The organism is Agrobacterium sp. CCNWLW32, from assembly GCF_037083425.1.
Taxonomy (GTDB): domain Bacteria; phylum Pseudomonadota; class Alphaproteobacteria; order Rhizobiales; family Rhizobiaceae; genus Agrobacterium; species Agrobacterium radiobacter.
Window position 1 is genome coordinate 88,556 of record NZ_JBAOJM010000001.1, and the last position, 13,527, is coordinate 102,082.

The 13,527-nt window shown below is 61.2% G+C and carries 14 protein-coding genes and 1 riboswitch; of the genes, 10 read left to right on the forward strand and 4 right to left on the reverse strand.

Annotated features, from left to right (window positions below; all coding sequences use genetic code 11):
• The first annotated feature begins 99 nt into the window (after positions 1 to 99).
• Positions 100 to 807: a helix-turn-helix transcriptional regulator gene (locus tag V6R85_RS00445; RefSeq protein WP_099085568.1), complete on the forward strand. Its 708-nt coding sequence runs from the start codon at positions 100 to 102 to the stop codon at positions 805 to 807.
• A gap of 48 nt (positions 808 to 855) precedes the next feature.
• Complete coding sequence (locus V6R85_RS00450) at positions 856 to 1,224, forward strand: VOC family protein (RefSeq protein WP_099085567.1); 369 nt, start codon at positions 856 to 858, stop codon at positions 1,222 to 1,224.
• 138 nt (positions 1,225 to 1,362) lie between these two features.
• On the opposite strand, the gene tam is transcribed toward V6R85_RS00450, so the two are convergent.
• Positions 1,363 to 2,133, reverse strand: coding sequence for a trans-aconitate 2-methyltransferase (tam, locus tag V6R85_RS00455; protein WP_080865985.1), 771 nt, complete (start codon positions 2,131 to 2,133; stop codon positions 1,363 to 1,365).
• A gap of 337 nt (positions 2,134 to 2,470) precedes the next feature.
• On the opposite strand from tam, the gene V6R85_RS00460 reads away from it, so the two are divergent.
• Entirely contained in the window at positions 2,471 to 3,352 is an 882-nt protein-coding gene (locus V6R85_RS00460) for a branched-chain amino acid aminotransferase (RefSeq protein WP_111834907.1), read from the forward strand.
• A gap of 170 nt (positions 3,353 to 3,522) precedes the next feature.
• Positions 3,523 to 5,883 (forward strand): methyl-accepting chemotaxis protein, encoded by a 2,361-nt coding sequence (locus V6R85_RS00465; protein WP_111834906.1) that lies wholly within the window; start codon positions 3,523 to 3,525, stop codon positions 5,881 to 5,883.
• Positions 5,884 to 6,084: 201 nt separating this feature from the next.
• Here V6R85_RS00465 and V6R85_RS00470 read toward each other — a convergent pair whose 3' ends face one another.
• A complete protein-coding gene (locus tag V6R85_RS00470; RefSeq protein ID WP_080865986.1) occupies positions 6,085 to 6,972 on the reverse strand; it encodes a LysR family transcriptional regulator in 888 nt (295 codons plus the stop codon).
• 95 nt (positions 6,973 to 7,067) lie between these two features.
• Here V6R85_RS00470 and V6R85_RS00475 point away from each other — a divergent pair, with 95 nt between their 5' ends.
• Complete coding sequence (locus V6R85_RS00475; RefSeq protein WP_087743555.1) at positions 7,068 to 7,610, forward strand: GNAT family N-acetyltransferase; 543 nt, start codon at positions 7,068 to 7,070, stop codon at positions 7,608 to 7,610.
• A 126-nt stretch (positions 7,611 to 7,736) separates the two neighbouring features.
• Here the strand turns inward: V6R85_RS00475 and V6R85_RS00480 are convergent, their stop codons facing one another.
• On the reverse strand, positions 7,737 to 8,093 hold the full coding sequence (locus V6R85_RS00480) for a hypothetical protein (RefSeq protein ID WP_020813072.1): 357 nt from the start codon (positions 8,091 to 8,093) through the stop codon (positions 7,737 to 7,739).
• A gap of 220 nt (positions 8,094 to 8,313) precedes the next feature.
• Between V6R85_RS00480 and V6R85_RS00485 the strand changes: the two genes are divergently transcribed.
• Both V6R85_RS00485 and V6R85_RS00490 read left to right on the forward strand, forming a co-directional pair.
• Positions 8,314 to 8,916: a superoxide dismutase gene (locus V6R85_RS00485; RefSeq protein ID WP_003509319.1), complete on the forward strand. Its 603-nt coding sequence runs from the start codon at positions 8,314 to 8,316 to the stop codon at positions 8,914 to 8,916.
• Positions 8,917 to 9,027: 111 nt separating this feature from the next.
• Entirely contained in the window at positions 9,028 to 9,897 is an 870-nt protein-coding gene (locus V6R85_RS00490; protein ID WP_111834904.1) for a metallophosphoesterase, read from the forward strand.
• Positions 9,898 to 10,042: 145 nt separating this feature from the next.
• Here the strand turns inward: V6R85_RS00490 and V6R85_RS00495 are convergent, their stop codons facing one another.
• Positions 10,043 to 10,762 (reverse strand): helix-turn-helix transcriptional regulator, encoded by a 720-nt coding sequence (locus V6R85_RS00495; RefSeq protein WP_111834903.1) that lies wholly within the window; start codon positions 10,760 to 10,762, stop codon positions 10,043 to 10,045.
• A gap of 132 nt (positions 10,763 to 10,894) precedes the next feature.
• Between V6R85_RS00495 and V6R85_RS00500 the strand changes: the two genes are divergently transcribed.
• The 3 genes from V6R85_RS00500 to V6R85_RS00510 all read left to right on the forward strand — a co-directional run bounded on the left by V6R85_RS00500 (position 10,895) and on the right by V6R85_RS00510 (position 13,089).
• Complete coding sequence (locus V6R85_RS00500; protein WP_003522261.1) at positions 10,895 to 11,524, forward strand: LysE family translocator; 630 nt, start codon at positions 10,895 to 10,897, stop codon at positions 11,522 to 11,524.
• 119 nt (positions 11,525 to 11,643) lie between these two features.
• A complete protein-coding gene (locus V6R85_RS00505; protein ID WP_162695589.1) occupies positions 11,644 to 12,078 on the forward strand; it encodes a c-type cytochrome in 435 nt (144 codons plus the stop codon).
• A gap of 90 nt (positions 12,079 to 12,168) precedes the next feature.
• Positions 12,169 to 13,089, forward strand: a complete 921-nt coding sequence (locus V6R85_RS00510) for a c-type cytochrome (protein ID WP_099085563.1) — start codon at positions 12,169 to 12,171, stop codon at positions 13,087 to 13,089.
• 48 nt (positions 13,090 to 13,137) lie between these two features.
• Positions 13,138 to 13,371: riboswitch (cobalamin riboswitch) on the forward strand.
• The last annotated feature ends 156 nt before the right edge of the window (positions 13,372 to 13,527 follow it).

Sequence of the window (13,527 nt, forward strand, 5' to 3'; positions counted from 1 at the left end):
TTTTTTGCATGGTTGCACCGGGCGGCTGGCGGCGTTACGCGTCTATCGCCGGGATCGTCAACGGTACGATCCGACTATGCGGGTGGAAGGAAATGTCGCATGTCACGCTCACAACGGCTTCTTGATCTGTTGCAGATCCTGCGCTCCCACCGCATGCCGGTCAGCGGTACGGCCCTTGCCGCGCAGACCGGCGTCAGCCTGCGCACGCTTTACCGCGATATAGCAACGCTTCAGGCGCAGGGTGCTGACATCGAGGGCGAAGCGGGGGTGGGTTATGTGCTGCGACCCGGTTTCCTGTTGCCGCCGCTGATGTTTTCGCAGCAGGAGATCGAGGCGCTGGTGCTCGGCTCGCGCTGGGTGGCGGGCCGCGCCGATGCCGGGCTGGCCGAGGCCGCCCGCGCCGCACTCGTCAAGATCGGCGCCGTGCTTCCCGATGCCCTGCGCGAGGAACTCGATAATTCCACCCTGCTTGTCGGGCCGGGGCAGGGCCTCGCCGCCATCCATGTCGATCTGGCGGCCATTCGCGATACGATCCGCAAGGAAAGCAAGGTCGTCATCACCTATCGCGATGAAAAGGGAGACGTGACGGAGCGGGTGATCTGGCCCTTCGCACTCGCTTTTTTCGATCTGGTGCGGGTGGTGCTGGGCTGGTGCGAGACGCGGCAGGACTACCGCAGTTTCCGGGCCGACCGCATCGAAGATTTCCGTCCCCTGGACAGCCGTTATGCGCGCCGCCGCCAGGCCCTGTTGAAAGAATGGCGCGAACGGGAAAAACAGCGGCGGCGGCATCATGCTGACAAAAACTGACAGTAGCGGGGTCTAGAAACCGTTCATCCGCAACACAGGAGAACAGCCATGAGCCACCCCGATTTCACCATCCTCTACGTCGATAACCCGCCGGCCAGCACGGAATTTTACAAGGCCCTGCTGGGTGCGGAGCCGGTGGAATCCTCACCGACATTTTCGCTGTTCGTGCTTCAAAACGGCATGAAGCTCGGCCTGTGGTCGCAACATACCGTGGAGCCGAAGGCATCGGTCGCGGGCGGCGGCGGAGAGCTCGCTTTCCGTGTCGAAAACGACGCAGAGGTGGATGAGACTTTCGCCAGCTGGAAGGCAAGGGGCGTCGCCATGCTGCAGCAGCCCGCCAAAATGGAGTTCGGCTACACCTTTACCGCTGCCGACCCCGACAACCACCGCCTCCGGGTCTATGCCTTTGCAGGTTAAACATTGGCGTTTAGGCCGGTTGGCAAGATAAGCCAGGGGCCGTCCACGCTTTCTGCATTCCGCGCTCTCCTCATCCCTGTGACAAACACAGGAATGAGGGCGGTGGGGGATGCGTCCACCTGCGACAATCTCACGTCCTTACTTCTTCACCGCCACCACAAAAAGCCGGGGAAAACGCAGCAGCAACCGGCCGTCCGCCATCGGCGGATAGGCCTCCTTGATGCGCCGCGTGTAGTCGGCGAGGAAGGCTTCGCGGTTTTCCTCGCCGGCGGCGGCGAGATAGGGGCGCAGGCCCGTGCCCTTGACCCATTCGACGATGCTTTCCGCATCCTTCATCGGATGATTATAGACGGTGTGCCACACATCCACCCGCGCGGATTTCGGCGTCAGCGCATCGAAATAGTCAGAAGGTGCGGGCAGGGGTTTGCGGCGCAGCCTGCCATCTGCAAAGCTGTCCTTCCAGGCACCGTTCGCGCCGGTCTCCTCCATGGCGCGATGCGTCGGCTCCTGCAGATTGTCAGGCATCTGCACGGCCAGAACGCCGCCGCTTTCCAGCTGGTCCATCAGTTGCGAAAGAACGACGAGATGATCCGGCACCCACTGAAAAACGGCATTGGCGTAAAGCAGGTCTGCCTTCTGCGCCGGCTTCCATTTTGCAAGGTCGGCCTTGCCGAAGCGGGTGGTCGGCAGCCGGTCCGCCGCCTTTTCCAGCATGTCGTCGTCACTGTCGATGCCGGTAATGACGTTGACGCCGTAACGGTCAGTCAGAAGCTCGGTGGAATTGCCGGGGCCACAGCCAAGGTCATAGCCATTCAGCACCCGCTCCAGCGGCACATGGGCCAGGAGATCCCGGGCGGGGCGTGTCCGTTCGTCTTCGAATTTCAGATATTGGTGGGCGGACCATGCCATGGTTTTCCTCCTGCGGACTGCCGTCAGATCGTCAGCATCGCATGGGTGAAATCGCCCCGCCATCATCGGATCGATGAATTATTGTGATGAATCTATTCATCAACCTTTTGTTTCACCTCATAAAACATCTTTGTCGGGCCGTCGCTTTGTTATTTTCCATCAAAATCAGAAATCGCGGCAATTAAAACTTGACCTCGTCAGGGGAGAGGCATTCACTCCGGCCGATTTCCAGCACATCCCAGGTTGAGCGCGCGTAGCGTTCCTCATCCGGAAATGCATCAGAACAAAAAGACGGAGCGTTTTCGTTTAACGGAAACGCTTGAGACAGGAGACCATCATGAGCGTCGATACCGCACCCCGATCAACCACCTGGACTTATGTTGACGGTCAATGGCTGCCCGGCAATCCGCCGCTCATCGGCCCGACCTCGCACGCCATGTGGCTGGCGTCGACGGTGTTTGACGGCGCGCGCTGGTTTGATGGCGTCGCTCCCGATCTCGATCTGCACTGCCAGCGCGTCAACCGCTCTGCCGCCAATATGGGCATGAAGCCGACGATGACGGCGGAAGAGATCGAGGCGCTGGCGCTGGAAGGCGTCAACAGGTTCGACGGCAAGACGGCGATCTATATCAAACCGATGTACTGGGCCGAACACGGCATGCCCGGCAGCGTTGTCGCGCCGGATGCCGGTTCCACCCGTTTTGCGCTGTGCCTTTTCGAAGCGCCGATGGATGCCGGCAAGCCGCTGACGCTCACCGTCTCGCCGCTGCGCCGTCCTTCGCCGGAAACCGCAATGACGGACGCCAAGGCCGGCAGCCTTTACCCCAATAGCGGCCGCGCCATTCTGGAAGCCCGCTCGCGCGGCTTCGACAATGCCCTGATGCGTGACATGAACGGCAATGTCGCCGAATCCGCTTCGGCCAACATCTTCATGGTCAAGGACGGCGTCGTCTTCACCCCGGTTCCGAACCGCACCTTCCTGGCCGGCATCACCCGTTCGCGGGTGATCGGCCTTCTGCGTCAGGCCGGTTTCGATGTCCGTGAGGCGACGCTTTCGGTCGAAGATTTCCGCGAGGCCGATGAAATCTTCTGCTCGGGCAATTATTCCAAGGTTTCGCCTGTCGTGAAGCTGGATGATCGCGAGTTGCAGGCAGGCCCGGTCGCCCGCAAGGCGCTCGATCTTTACATGGACTGGGCGCGTCTCGGCGCAGACGTCTGAGATCGGCAATCATCTCGTAAAGAGGCCACGGCGGGCATTCGGCCTGCCGTGGCCATTGCTTTTCTGCGGTGCAATATTTTCCCCAAAAAGACGGGGGGAATTTAATCCAATTTTAGACAAACGAACTGTAGTTTGCGGCATCTTCACCTCCGGCTAACGAGGGCCGCCAGATGTCTTTCAGCATTCGTAATATACTTGTGGGATTTTTCCTTACCATCAGCCTTGCGCTGGCCGGTTTGGTCGGCAACGAATTGTGGCGCTCGGTCAATCGCGCCGGCACCTTTTCCGAGGTCGCGCAACTCGCCTCGCTCGACAAGCTTCTTTTCAATGCGCTTTTGAATTTCCGCAGTGAACGTGGCGACAGCGCCACGGCGTTGACGCTCGATCCGTCAAAGTCGGCCGGCAGCATCGCCAGCGTGCAGGCGGCACGCCAGAAGGTGGATGCCGCCATGACGGCGTTCCTCACACAGTCTTCATCGCTCGAAAACACGCAGCTGCAAGCGCCGCTCAAGCGTGTGAAAGATGTTTACGCGCAGTTCGTCGAGCTCAGAAAAAAGGTTGACGCCAATGTTTCGCAGCCGCTCGACCGGCGCGAAAGCGGGCTCGACAAGACGGTCATGACGCTCGGCGGCGATTTCCTCGCCTCGCTTGAAGCCGGTTCGACGGCACTTGAAGGCACTGTCCGCTCCCTCGATCAGGGTCAGACCGGTTTGATCCAGCTGCGCTCCTATGGCTGGTCCGCCCGCGCACTTGGCGGCAGCGCCACCGTCATTCTCAACGGCGCCGTCGCCCAGAACCGGCCGCTCACCGCGCAGGAAATGCAGCAGCTCGGCGCAGCCGATGCCGGTGCGGCTTTCGCGTGGAAAGCGACCGGCGATCTGGTCGCGCATGAATCGACGCCGCAGTCGCTCAAGGACATCTACGCCACCGCGGACAAGACCTATTTCAAGGGTGATTTCAGCACCCAGCGCACCAAGCTCATCGACGACCTGAACAACGGCCGCACGCCTGCCTTCACCATGGATAGCTGGCGCACCACCGTCACCGAAAATCTCGGCACGATTGCGAAAATCGCGTCCGCCGCCATGGATGTTCTGGATGCCAATGCCGAAAAGGCAAAACAGGGTGCCTTTATCGATGCGATGATCTATCTCGCCGTCTTCGTCGTCACGCTGGCGCTCTGTATTCTCTCGCTTGCTGTCATCGTCGGCCGCGTCACCCGGCCGATCAGCCGCCTGACCAACGCGATGATGGAGCTTTCGGGCGGTAATCTTGCAATCGATGTCGCCGGTGCAAAGCGTTCCGACGAGATCGGCGAGATGGCCCGCGCCGTGGAAATCTTCCGCGAGGCGGCAATCCGCAACAAGCAGCTGGAGGCGGAAGCCGTCGCCAACCGCGAGCGGGCCGAGCGGGACCGTATCGAGCTGCAGCAGCGTGCCGAGGCCGAGGCCGAAGAACGGCTCAATCAGGCCACGGGTTCGCTAGCGGGCGGCCTTCGCCGTCTTGCTTCCGGCGACATGGTCTGCGAGATCGCCACGCCGTTCGCTCCGCAATTCGAGGCGCTGCGCCACGATTTCAACAGCTCCGTGCATCAGCTGCGCGAAGCGCTCACAAGCGTCGGCCAGTCCGTACAGACAGTGAACGGCGGCGCGCATGAGGTGTCATCGGCATCCGACGATCTTTCCCGCCGCACCGAGCAGCAGGCCGCTTCTCTGGAAGAGACCGCCGCCGCGCTGGAAGAGATCACCGCCAATGTTTCTGCCACCTCCAAGCGAGCAGGCGAGGCGCGCGACACGGTGCGTGAAGCACGGTCAAAGGCCGATCTTTCCGGCAAGGTGGTGCGCGATGCCGTTTCCGCCATGGAGCGCATCGAACATTCCTCGCGCCAGATCGGCCAGATCATCGGCGTCGTCGACGAAATCGCCTTCCAGACCAACCTTCTGGCGCTGAATGCGGGCGTCGAGGCGGCGCGGGCGGGCGATGCGGGCAAGGGTTTTGCCGTCGTCGCACAGGAAGTGCGCGAACTGGCGCAGCGCTCCGCCAATGCCGCCAAGGAAATCAAGCAGCTCATCAACACATCTGCCGTTGCGGTGGGTGAGGGCGTGAAGCTGGTCGCCGACACCGGCGTCGGGCTTTCCGAAATCGAGCAGCTGGTGCTTTCCGTCAACACCCATATGGATGCCATCGCAACGGCGGCGCAGGAACAGTCGGCTGGCCTTTCCGAGGTCAACACCGCCGTCAACCACATGGATCAGGCCACGCAGCAGAACGCCGCCATGGTCGAGGAAATGAACGCGGCCGGTGCGGGTCTCGCGCAGGAATGTGCCAACCTCCACGCCCTGCTTGCGCAATTCCAGCTCGGCCAGCAGACCTCCGCATTGCGGGAGACGGCAAGGCACATGCAGCGGGCCGCAAGCCCCGCCCGTGCGCCTGCCGCACCCGTCGCTGCGCCTTCAAGGGCCCGCCCGGTTGCCGCCTCGCGTGGCAATGCGGCGCTGGCCGTGAAGGGCGACGACTGGACGGAGTTCTGAAGACAATCCAGGTTGGATATGGTGAGGAGCTAGCATCCGCACTCCGTCACCCCGGGCCCGATCCGGGGTCCAGGGCGATCAAGTCCTTGATCGCGAGAGACTCTACTCACGGCGCAGACGCGCCGTGGCTGGATGCCGGATCAAGTCCGGCATGACGGAAGAAAAGTGTCATAAAGCCCGCGCCCGAAACCGGCGCGGGCTTTATCGTTTCTGCAAGCTCGGCAGCGCAGCGGCAAGCGCCCGCAGCGGCGCGGTCATATGTTTGTCTCGCCGCATCGCCAGCGCGATCCGGCGCTCCAGCGGCGGCTCCAGCGAGCGCCATTCAAGCCCCGACGTTGCGCTTTCATGCTCCATCGCCATGCGCGGCACGATGGCGAGGCCAAGGCCCGCACCCGCGAGCTTCTTGATGGCCTCGACGCTGCCCAGTTCCATGGCGGGCTGCACGGTGCGGCCGCTCGCCGAAAACCATTGATCCACCAGCCTGCGCGTATTGCCGCCCTCGTAAAGCAGCAGCGGCCGCGTCGAAAGCGTTTCGGCGTTCAGTACCGTTCTGTCGGTGACGGCGCCATGCGGGAAAACTGCAACCAGTTCATCGAGATGGATGTCGCTGATATCGAGGCTGCGGCCACTGGCGGGCAGGGCCACCACCGCCGCATCGATCGTGTTGGCCTCCAGAAGCCGCAAAATATCGTGCGTATTGCCGGTCTGCACGACGATTTCGATACCCGGCATGGCCTGACGGATTTTGGCCAGCACGGGCGGCAGCAGATAGATGCAGGCAGTTGCGCCCGTGCCGATGCGCAGGCGTCCCGTCACCCCGCTGCGATGAGGTGCTACGGTATCGATCGCATGCGCCACTTCTTCCGCAATCCGCCTTGCATGGATGAGAAAATCCCGGCCCGCCGCCGTCGGCTGCGCGCGCCTGCCGACCCTTTCGATCAACCTAACGCCGAGTTGTTTTTCGAGAAGCCGGATATGCAGGCTGATGGCCGGCTGTGTCAGCCCCGCCTTGTCGGCGGCGGCGGAAAAGCTGCCGAGATCGGCGACATCCATGAAGCTGCGCACCTGCCGCAGATCGAGGTCCATCATCAAAGAAAACCTTATCGTTTGTATAAGACAGATAATCTTTATTTTGGCTGCGCCGCAATGCACAATGGGGCCGTGAATGACCACAGGACGAGATAATGACCCTTCTCACAGTATCCAGTTGCACCATCCGCCCTTGCGAGGAAGCGGATATTCCAGCCATTACCGAAATTTACCGGGATGCCGTGCTGAACGGCCGCGCCAGCTTCGAGATCGATCCGCCGGGCGTGGATATGATGCTTGAGCGCCGTCGCCTGTTGGTGGAGGGCAATTATTCCTATCTCGTCGCCGAAATCGACGGAAAGATAGCCGGATATGCCTATGCCGGGGCCTATCGTCCGCGCCCGGCCTATGGCGCGGCGGTTGAGAATTCCGTTTATGTCGATCCGGCCATGAAGGGCATGGGGATTGGCCGCAAACTACTCGATGCGCTGATTGAGGATGCGACCTCGCGCGGCTTCCGGCAGATGCTCGCCGTCATCGGCGATAGCGGCAACGCCGCCTCGATCGGCCTGCACCGTGCGGCCGGTTTCGAGCATGTCGGCACGTTCAAATCCATTGGCTGGAAACACGGCCAGTGGCTGGATACCGTCCTGATGCAGCGCGCGCTGGGCGAGGGCGACACAACGCCCCGTTTTTGATCAGCTGGAGCATTTCCTGAAAATCTGGAGCCCGGTTTTCCGTCTGGAAATGCGACAAAACAAAAAGTTTGAGCGGGATGGCGAAAACTGTGAGCGGTTTTCGCCATCCCGCTGTTTTTATATGATTTAGGGCTGGGTGGAGCCGGGAATTTCCACCTTCAGCGTATCCCCGGCAAGCTCGCTGCCCAGTTCCACCGCCTTGGTCTTCTTGTCGTAGACGCAGATATGGCTGACCGTCGCATCCGCGCCCTTGGCCTTGCCGGTCAGGATGGCGAGGCCGTAATTTTCGCTGCCGACGGGATCGACCACCGCCTTGGCGTCCTCGATCATGTCCTTGGCTCCGGCAAGGCAGGCCGTCTGCACATCCGCCACGAATTCTTTCCAGGCATCGTCCGAGGATGCGGCGGCGGGGAGTGCCAGCGATGATAGGGCGGTGAAGAGGAGGATGGAGCGGATCAAGGAGCGGGAGTTGGGGCGGGTCATGGAATTTCCTTCCTGCAATTTCATCAAAAGCGAACCGATAGGGTGGAAAACAGTACGCCAGGGTTGTGAAACAAATGTGGTGGCGGCTGGCTTGAGAGGAATTTTCTCTTTTGTCGGAACATTTTGATATTTCACAGGTTGCCCAAACAGAGGTTCGCTCCTATGGTCCGCTCACACGGTTTCTAGGAGCGGTAACCCGCTGCAAAAAGGAGTAAAAACCATGGCCTTCGAACTTCCTGAACTCCCCTACGACTACGACGCGCTTGCACCATACATGTCGCGCGAGACGCTCGAGTTCCATCACGACAAGCACCACAAGGCATATGTCGACAACGGCAACAAGCTGGCGGCGGAAGCCGGTCTTTCCGACCTTTCGCTTGAGGAAGTCGTGAAGAAGTCCTTTGGCACCAATGCTGGTCTCTTCAACAATGCCGCCCAGCATTACAACCACGTCCATTTCTGGAAGTGGCTGAAGAAGGACGGCGGCGGCAACAAGCTGCCGGGCAAGCTGGAACAGGCGTTCGCCTCCGATCTCGGCGGTTACGACAAGTTCAAGGCTGATTTCATCGCCGCCGGCACCACGCAGTTCGGCTCCGGCTGGGCGTGGGTTTCCGTCAAGAACGGCAAGCTCGAAATCTCCAAGACCCCGAACGGCGAAAACCCGCTGGTTCACGGTGCAGAGCCGATCCTCGGCGTCGACGTCTGGGAACACTCCTACTACATCGACTACCGCAACCTGCGTCCGAAGTACCTCGAAGCCTTCGTCGATAACCTCATCAACTGGGACTACGTCCTGGAGCGTTACGAAGCCGCCGCCAAGTAAGGCTTGCGGAACGGAATTTTCGAACACCCGGCCCTCGCGCCGGGTGTTCTGCTTTTGGGATGTCGTTCTCTGTCACAAGCCTGTCATCCGCCGGGTTTATCGCGGCGCATCATGACTGAAAAAACCACGTCTCTCTTCTCCTTCGGCATTGTCGCCGATCCCCAATATGCCGATGCCGATCCGCGCCCCGAGATGGGCCGATATTACGCTGAAAGCCCGAAAAAGCTCGCAGACGCGATCGACGCCTTCAACCGCGAAGATCTGGCCTTCGTGGTGACGCTGGGCGATATCATCGACCGCGGCTTTGAAAATTTCGATGCGATCCTTGCCGTTTACGACAAGCTTCGCCACCGGTCGGTCCTGCTGCCGGGCAATCACGATTTCGCCGTCGCCGCTGAGCATTTGCCCGATATCCATAACCGCCTCGGCATGTCCGCCCCCTGGCATGATTTTTCCATCGGCGACGTCCGCTTCGTCGTGCTTGACGGCAACGAGGTCAGCCTTTTCGCCCCGCCGCCCGGCGATCCGCGTCGCGCGCTTGCTGCAGAGCGGCTGAAGCGTCTGGCGGATGCGGGCGCAATCAATGCGCAGGACTGGAACGCCTCGTTCAGCGATGAACAGTTCGAATGGCTGCAGACGGTTCTGCAAAAGGCGGATGCGGCAGGCGAAAAAGTGATCGTTCTCTGCCACTACCCTGTCTATCCGGAAAACGCCCACAACATGTGGGACGCGCCGCGCATCCTCGAGCTTCTCGGCGCGCATCCTTCGGTCGTCGCGTGGTTCAACGGCCATAATCACGAGGGCAATTACGGCGCGCTGGGCCATACCCACTTCGTGAATTTCAAGGGCATGGTGGATACGCCCGACCAGAACACCTTTGCCATCGCCGATGTCTTTGCCGACCGAATCGCCATTCGCGGTTTCGGGCGCGAGGAGGATCGGGTACTGGAGTATTTGCTGCAAAACGCTGCCGTGGTTTAGGCCAGACTCCCCTCCGCCGCGCAAACGCGCGTCGACTGGATTCCTGTGACGAGCACAGGAATGAGGGTGGAGAGGGCTGCTCCGGCTCCGACAGAGAACAAAGGCTGCGAGCTGCACTATCTCGTGCTCGTCGCACAACGCCAGCTCAATCTGTCGCGCGTTCCGGAGTTCTGTTTCCCGGCTGGTTGCTCTGCCAGCCGCTCATCCACAATTGCCGCAGCTTCTCGCCTTCGAGCTTGAAGAAGCTGCCCGTGGTGTCGCAGCTCAGCACCCGGTCCGAGCGGAAATTGCGGATCGCCTGCCGTAGTTCGCACCAGGCGACGATATTCACCGTTTCGGAATAATAGATCACCGCAATCGGCCGAATCCGTCGTTGCGTTTCCGCGCCGGCTTCATCGCGATAGGTGATTTCCAGTTTCTCCTCGTCGCGCACCGCGCGCCTGACCGTGGCAAGATCGACGCCTGCTGGCACCGGCGCGATGCTGCCCCAGGCGTGCAGGGCATTGGCGGAGAGGGTTTTCGACAGGGGGTCGGGCAGGGAGGCGGCGATCTTGTCGCTGACCTGCCTGGCCGCCTGCCGCAATTCGGCATCGCCGGTGCGGGCGACCATGGCGAGCGCCAGCACGATCGCCTCCGTCTCTTCGATGGAAAACATCAGCGGCGGCAGGTTGAAGCCGGGACGCAGGATATAACCGACGCCGCGTTCCCCTTCGATCGGCACGCGCATGGTCTGAAGGGCGGCTATGTCGCGATAGACCGAGCGCACCGTCACCTCCAGCGCCTCGGCAATGGTCTGCGCGGTGACGGGCCTGCGCGCCACCCGCAGGATCTGGATGATTTCGAACAGTCTCGACGCCTTGCGCATTGCCGTTTTCCCGGGGATATTACGACGCAACTGACACAACGCTGTCAGTTGGCCTTTCCTATAAACGGAGAAACACATTGAGAAACATCGGCTTTCCCGAATGTGCCATGAACCGTTTTGGGAGATACTGACATGAGTTACGCCGAAAATCTCTGGCTTTTCTTTCTGGTCCTGTTCGGCATCATCATTCTGCCGGGCATGGACATGCTGTTTGTGCTGGCAAGTGCGCTGACGGGTGGCAAGAGAACCGGCCTTTCCGCCGCAAGCGGCATGAGCGCCGGCGGCATCGTGCATTCGCTTTACGGTGCGTTGGGCGTCGGCATGCTCGCCGCGTGGATGCCGTCGCTGTTCCTGCCGCTTCTGGTCTTTGGCGCCGCCTATATGATCTGGATCGGCATCGGCCTGATGCGCAGCGCGATTGTCGTGAACGGCGACGAGGCCCAGGCGAGCGCTTCGGTCAGAAAAGCCTTCTGGCGGGCGGTGCTGACCTGCCTTTCCAATCCGAAGGCCTATCTGTTCATGATGGCGATCTATCCGCAATTTCTCAAACCCGCCTATGGCCCGATCTGGATGCAGGGGCTGGTGATGGGCGCGATGGTGGCGGTGACGCAGTTCACCGTCTATGGCGCGCTGGCGCTGACGGCGGATAAAAGCCGGGCATGGCTTGTTTCCTCGCCCGCCGCCACGATCTTCATCGGTCGCGCCGCCGGTTTCATGCTGATTGCCGCAGCGCTTCTCACGCTCTGGGAGGCCTTGTCTTAGGCTTCTGTTTTCACGATGGAATTCACCGCAATGTGACTTCTTTTCGCCATCCGGAAAGGGCATCCTCGCGCCGTTCCATCTAGCGCCCGGTGTCCCAGCCGGAATCAAGGAGAGTGTGCATGAAACTGAAAACCATCACGGCGGCCATGCTTTTCGGCTGTCTTTGCGCCGGAGCGGTCTACGCTGCCGGCGAAGTCGAAAAACGTGAAGGCATGATGAAGCAGATCGGCGGCGCCATGGGTTCGCTCGCTGCCATCTCCAAGGGCGAGAAGCCCTTTGATGCTGATGTGGTCAAGGCTGCGGTGACGACCATCGGCACCAATGCCAAGGCTTTCCCGGACCAGTTCCCCGCCGGCACCGAAACCGGCAGCGCGGCTGCTCCCGCCATCTGGGAAAATTTCGAGGACTTCAAGGCCAAGGCCGCCAAGCTTGGCACGGATGCGGACATCGTTCTCGCCAATCTCCCCGGCGATCAGGCGGGCGTTGCCACCGCCATGAAGACGCTCGGCGCCGATTGCGGCACCTGCCACCAGACCTACCGTCTGAAGAAATAATCGAATGATTCTGGAAACGCCGCTTCCCGGCGGCGTTTTCTCACGCTCGAAAGGCATCTGACCGGGTCAGGTGAGAATGGGGAGAGGGGTATGTCCTCCATCTGGACGAAACTCGCTGGCGGGGCCGTGGTCGCGGCGATTGCCGGCTACGGCATATTCGCCTGGGTCACCGCGCCGGAACGTCAGGCGCCAAGCCATTGGGTCAGCCTTGGCGAACCGGATCTGGCCAATGGCGAAACGCTGTTCTGGGCGGGCGGCTGTGCAAGCTGTCATGCCGCACCCGATGCGAAGGGTGAGGCGCTGTTGACGCTTGCGGGCGGGCAGGCGCTGAAAAGCCCCTTCGGCACCTTTCATGTGCCCAATATTTCTTCCGATCCGCAGCATGGTATCGGCGGCTGGACGCTGGCGGAATTCGGCGATGCGATGACGCGTGGTGTGGGCAGGAACGGTGAGCACCTTTACCCGTCCTTTCCCTACGCCTCCTATGCCCGCATGACGCAGAAGGACATCAACGATCTCTTCGGTTATCTGAAAGCCCTGCCGGCCAGCCAGAACGATGCGCCGGATCACGAACTGCCGTTCCCGTTCAACCTGCGCATGGCGCTGGGCGGCTGGAAGTTCCTTTATTTCGACCCCTCCGCACCGCCGCGGGTCGAGCTTGCCAATGCCAATGCCGAATTGCTGCGCGGTCAATATCTGGTGGAAGGGCCGGGCCATTGCGGCGAGTGCCATACGCCGCGCAATGCGCTCGGCGGTTTCCTTGCCGATAAGTGGCTGGCCGGCGGCCCCAATCCGGAAGGCGAAGGCCGCATTCCTGACATCACCCCCGGCTCGCAAAGCATCGGAAGCTGGGCCAAGGCCGATATTGCCAGCTATCTGGAAACCGGCTTCACCCCGGAATTCGACAGCGTCGGCGGTTCCATGGTCAAGGTGCAGCAGAACATGGCGCATCTGACGGCGGATGACCGCGATGCGATCGCCGCCTATCTGAAGGCCATTCCGGCGCGGTAGGGTGCCCCTGGGCGCATGCGCGCCCATTGACTCCCGCCGCCACCCATCGGATAACAATCCTGTGATGGTTCCTTCCGGGCGTTCCGGAAGGTGAAAAGGGAACACGATAGGGAGAAATCCTCATTCGTGGCTGCCCCCGCAACTGTGAGCGGAGAGCCTGAAACGAAGTGCCACTGGCAAGCCATTTTCCGGGAACCGAGGTTTCCAGGGAGGGCGATGCCGGGAAGGTGTTTCAGGTTTTGACCCGTAAGCCAGGAGACCTGCCATCACGGAAATGTCCATGCCGGCGGGGTGTCCGGAAGAGCGGAATTTCAGGGTGGCGAGATCAATGCCTCCCTGTGTCAGTCTCGTATCCCCGTGGTGAAGTGTATCGCATGCGGTCTTGCGGCTCCCGCCGTTCGGCCGTGTCTAAAGGCGCGGGGTCGCGCCGGGAGAGGG

What these genes read in the sequence shown, in the direction of transcription:
- V6R85_RS00485 (WP_003509319.1), top strand. Translation starts at nt 8,314, where the DNA reads ATGGCCTTCGAACTTCCTGAACTCCCCTACGACTACGACGCGCTTGCA.
- V6R85_RS00465 (WP_111834906.1), top strand. Translation starts at nt 3,523, where the DNA reads ATGTCTTTCAGCATTCGTAATATACTTGTGGGATTTTTCCTTACCATC.
- V6R85_RS00490 (WP_111834904.1), top strand. Translation starts at nt 9,028, where the DNA reads ATGACTGAAAAAACCACGTCTCTCTTCTCCTTCGGCATTGTCGCCGAT.
- V6R85_RS00480 (WP_020813072.1), bottom strand. Translation starts at nt 8,093, where the DNA reads ATGACCCGCCCCAACTCCCGCTCCTTGATCCGCTCCATCCTCCTCTTC.
- V6R85_RS00460 (WP_111834907.1), top strand. Translation starts at nt 2,471, where the DNA reads ATGAGCGTCGATACCGCACCCCGATCAACCACCTGGACTTATGTTGAC.
- V6R85_RS00510 (WP_099085563.1), top strand. Translation starts at nt 12,169, where the DNA reads ATGTCCTCCATCTGGACGAAACTCGCTGGCGGGGCCGTGGTCGCGGCG.
- V6R85_RS00495 (WP_111834903.1), bottom strand. Translation starts at nt 10,762, where the DNA reads ATGCGCAAGGCGTCGAGACTGTTCGAAATCATCCAGATCCTGCGGGTG.
- tam (WP_080865985.1), bottom strand. Translation starts at nt 2,133, where the DNA reads ATGGCATGGTCCGCCCACCAATATCTGAAATTCGAAGACGAACGGACA.
- V6R85_RS00470 (WP_080865986.1), bottom strand. Translation starts at nt 6,972, where the DNA reads ATGATGGACCTCGATCTGCGGCAGGTGCGCAGCTTCATGGATGTCGCC.
- V6R85_RS00450 (WP_099085567.1), top strand. Translation starts at nt 856, where the DNA reads ATGAGCCACCCCGATTTCACCATCCTCTACGTCGATAACCCGCCGGCC.
- V6R85_RS00475 (WP_087743555.1), top strand. Translation starts at nt 7,068, where the DNA reads ATGACCCTTCTCACAGTATCCAGTTGCACCATCCGCCCTTGCGAGGAA.
- V6R85_RS00500 (WP_003522261.1), top strand. Translation starts at nt 10,895, where the DNA reads ATGAGTTACGCCGAAAATCTCTGGCTTTTCTTTCTGGTCCTGTTCGGC.
- V6R85_RS00505 (WP_162695589.1), top strand. Translation starts at nt 11,644, where the DNA reads ATGAAACTGAAAACCATCACGGCGGCCATGCTTTTCGGCTGTCTTTGC.
- V6R85_RS00445 (WP_099085568.1), top strand. Translation starts at nt 100, where the DNA reads ATGTCACGCTCACAACGGCTTCTTGATCTGTTGCAGATCCTGCGCTCC.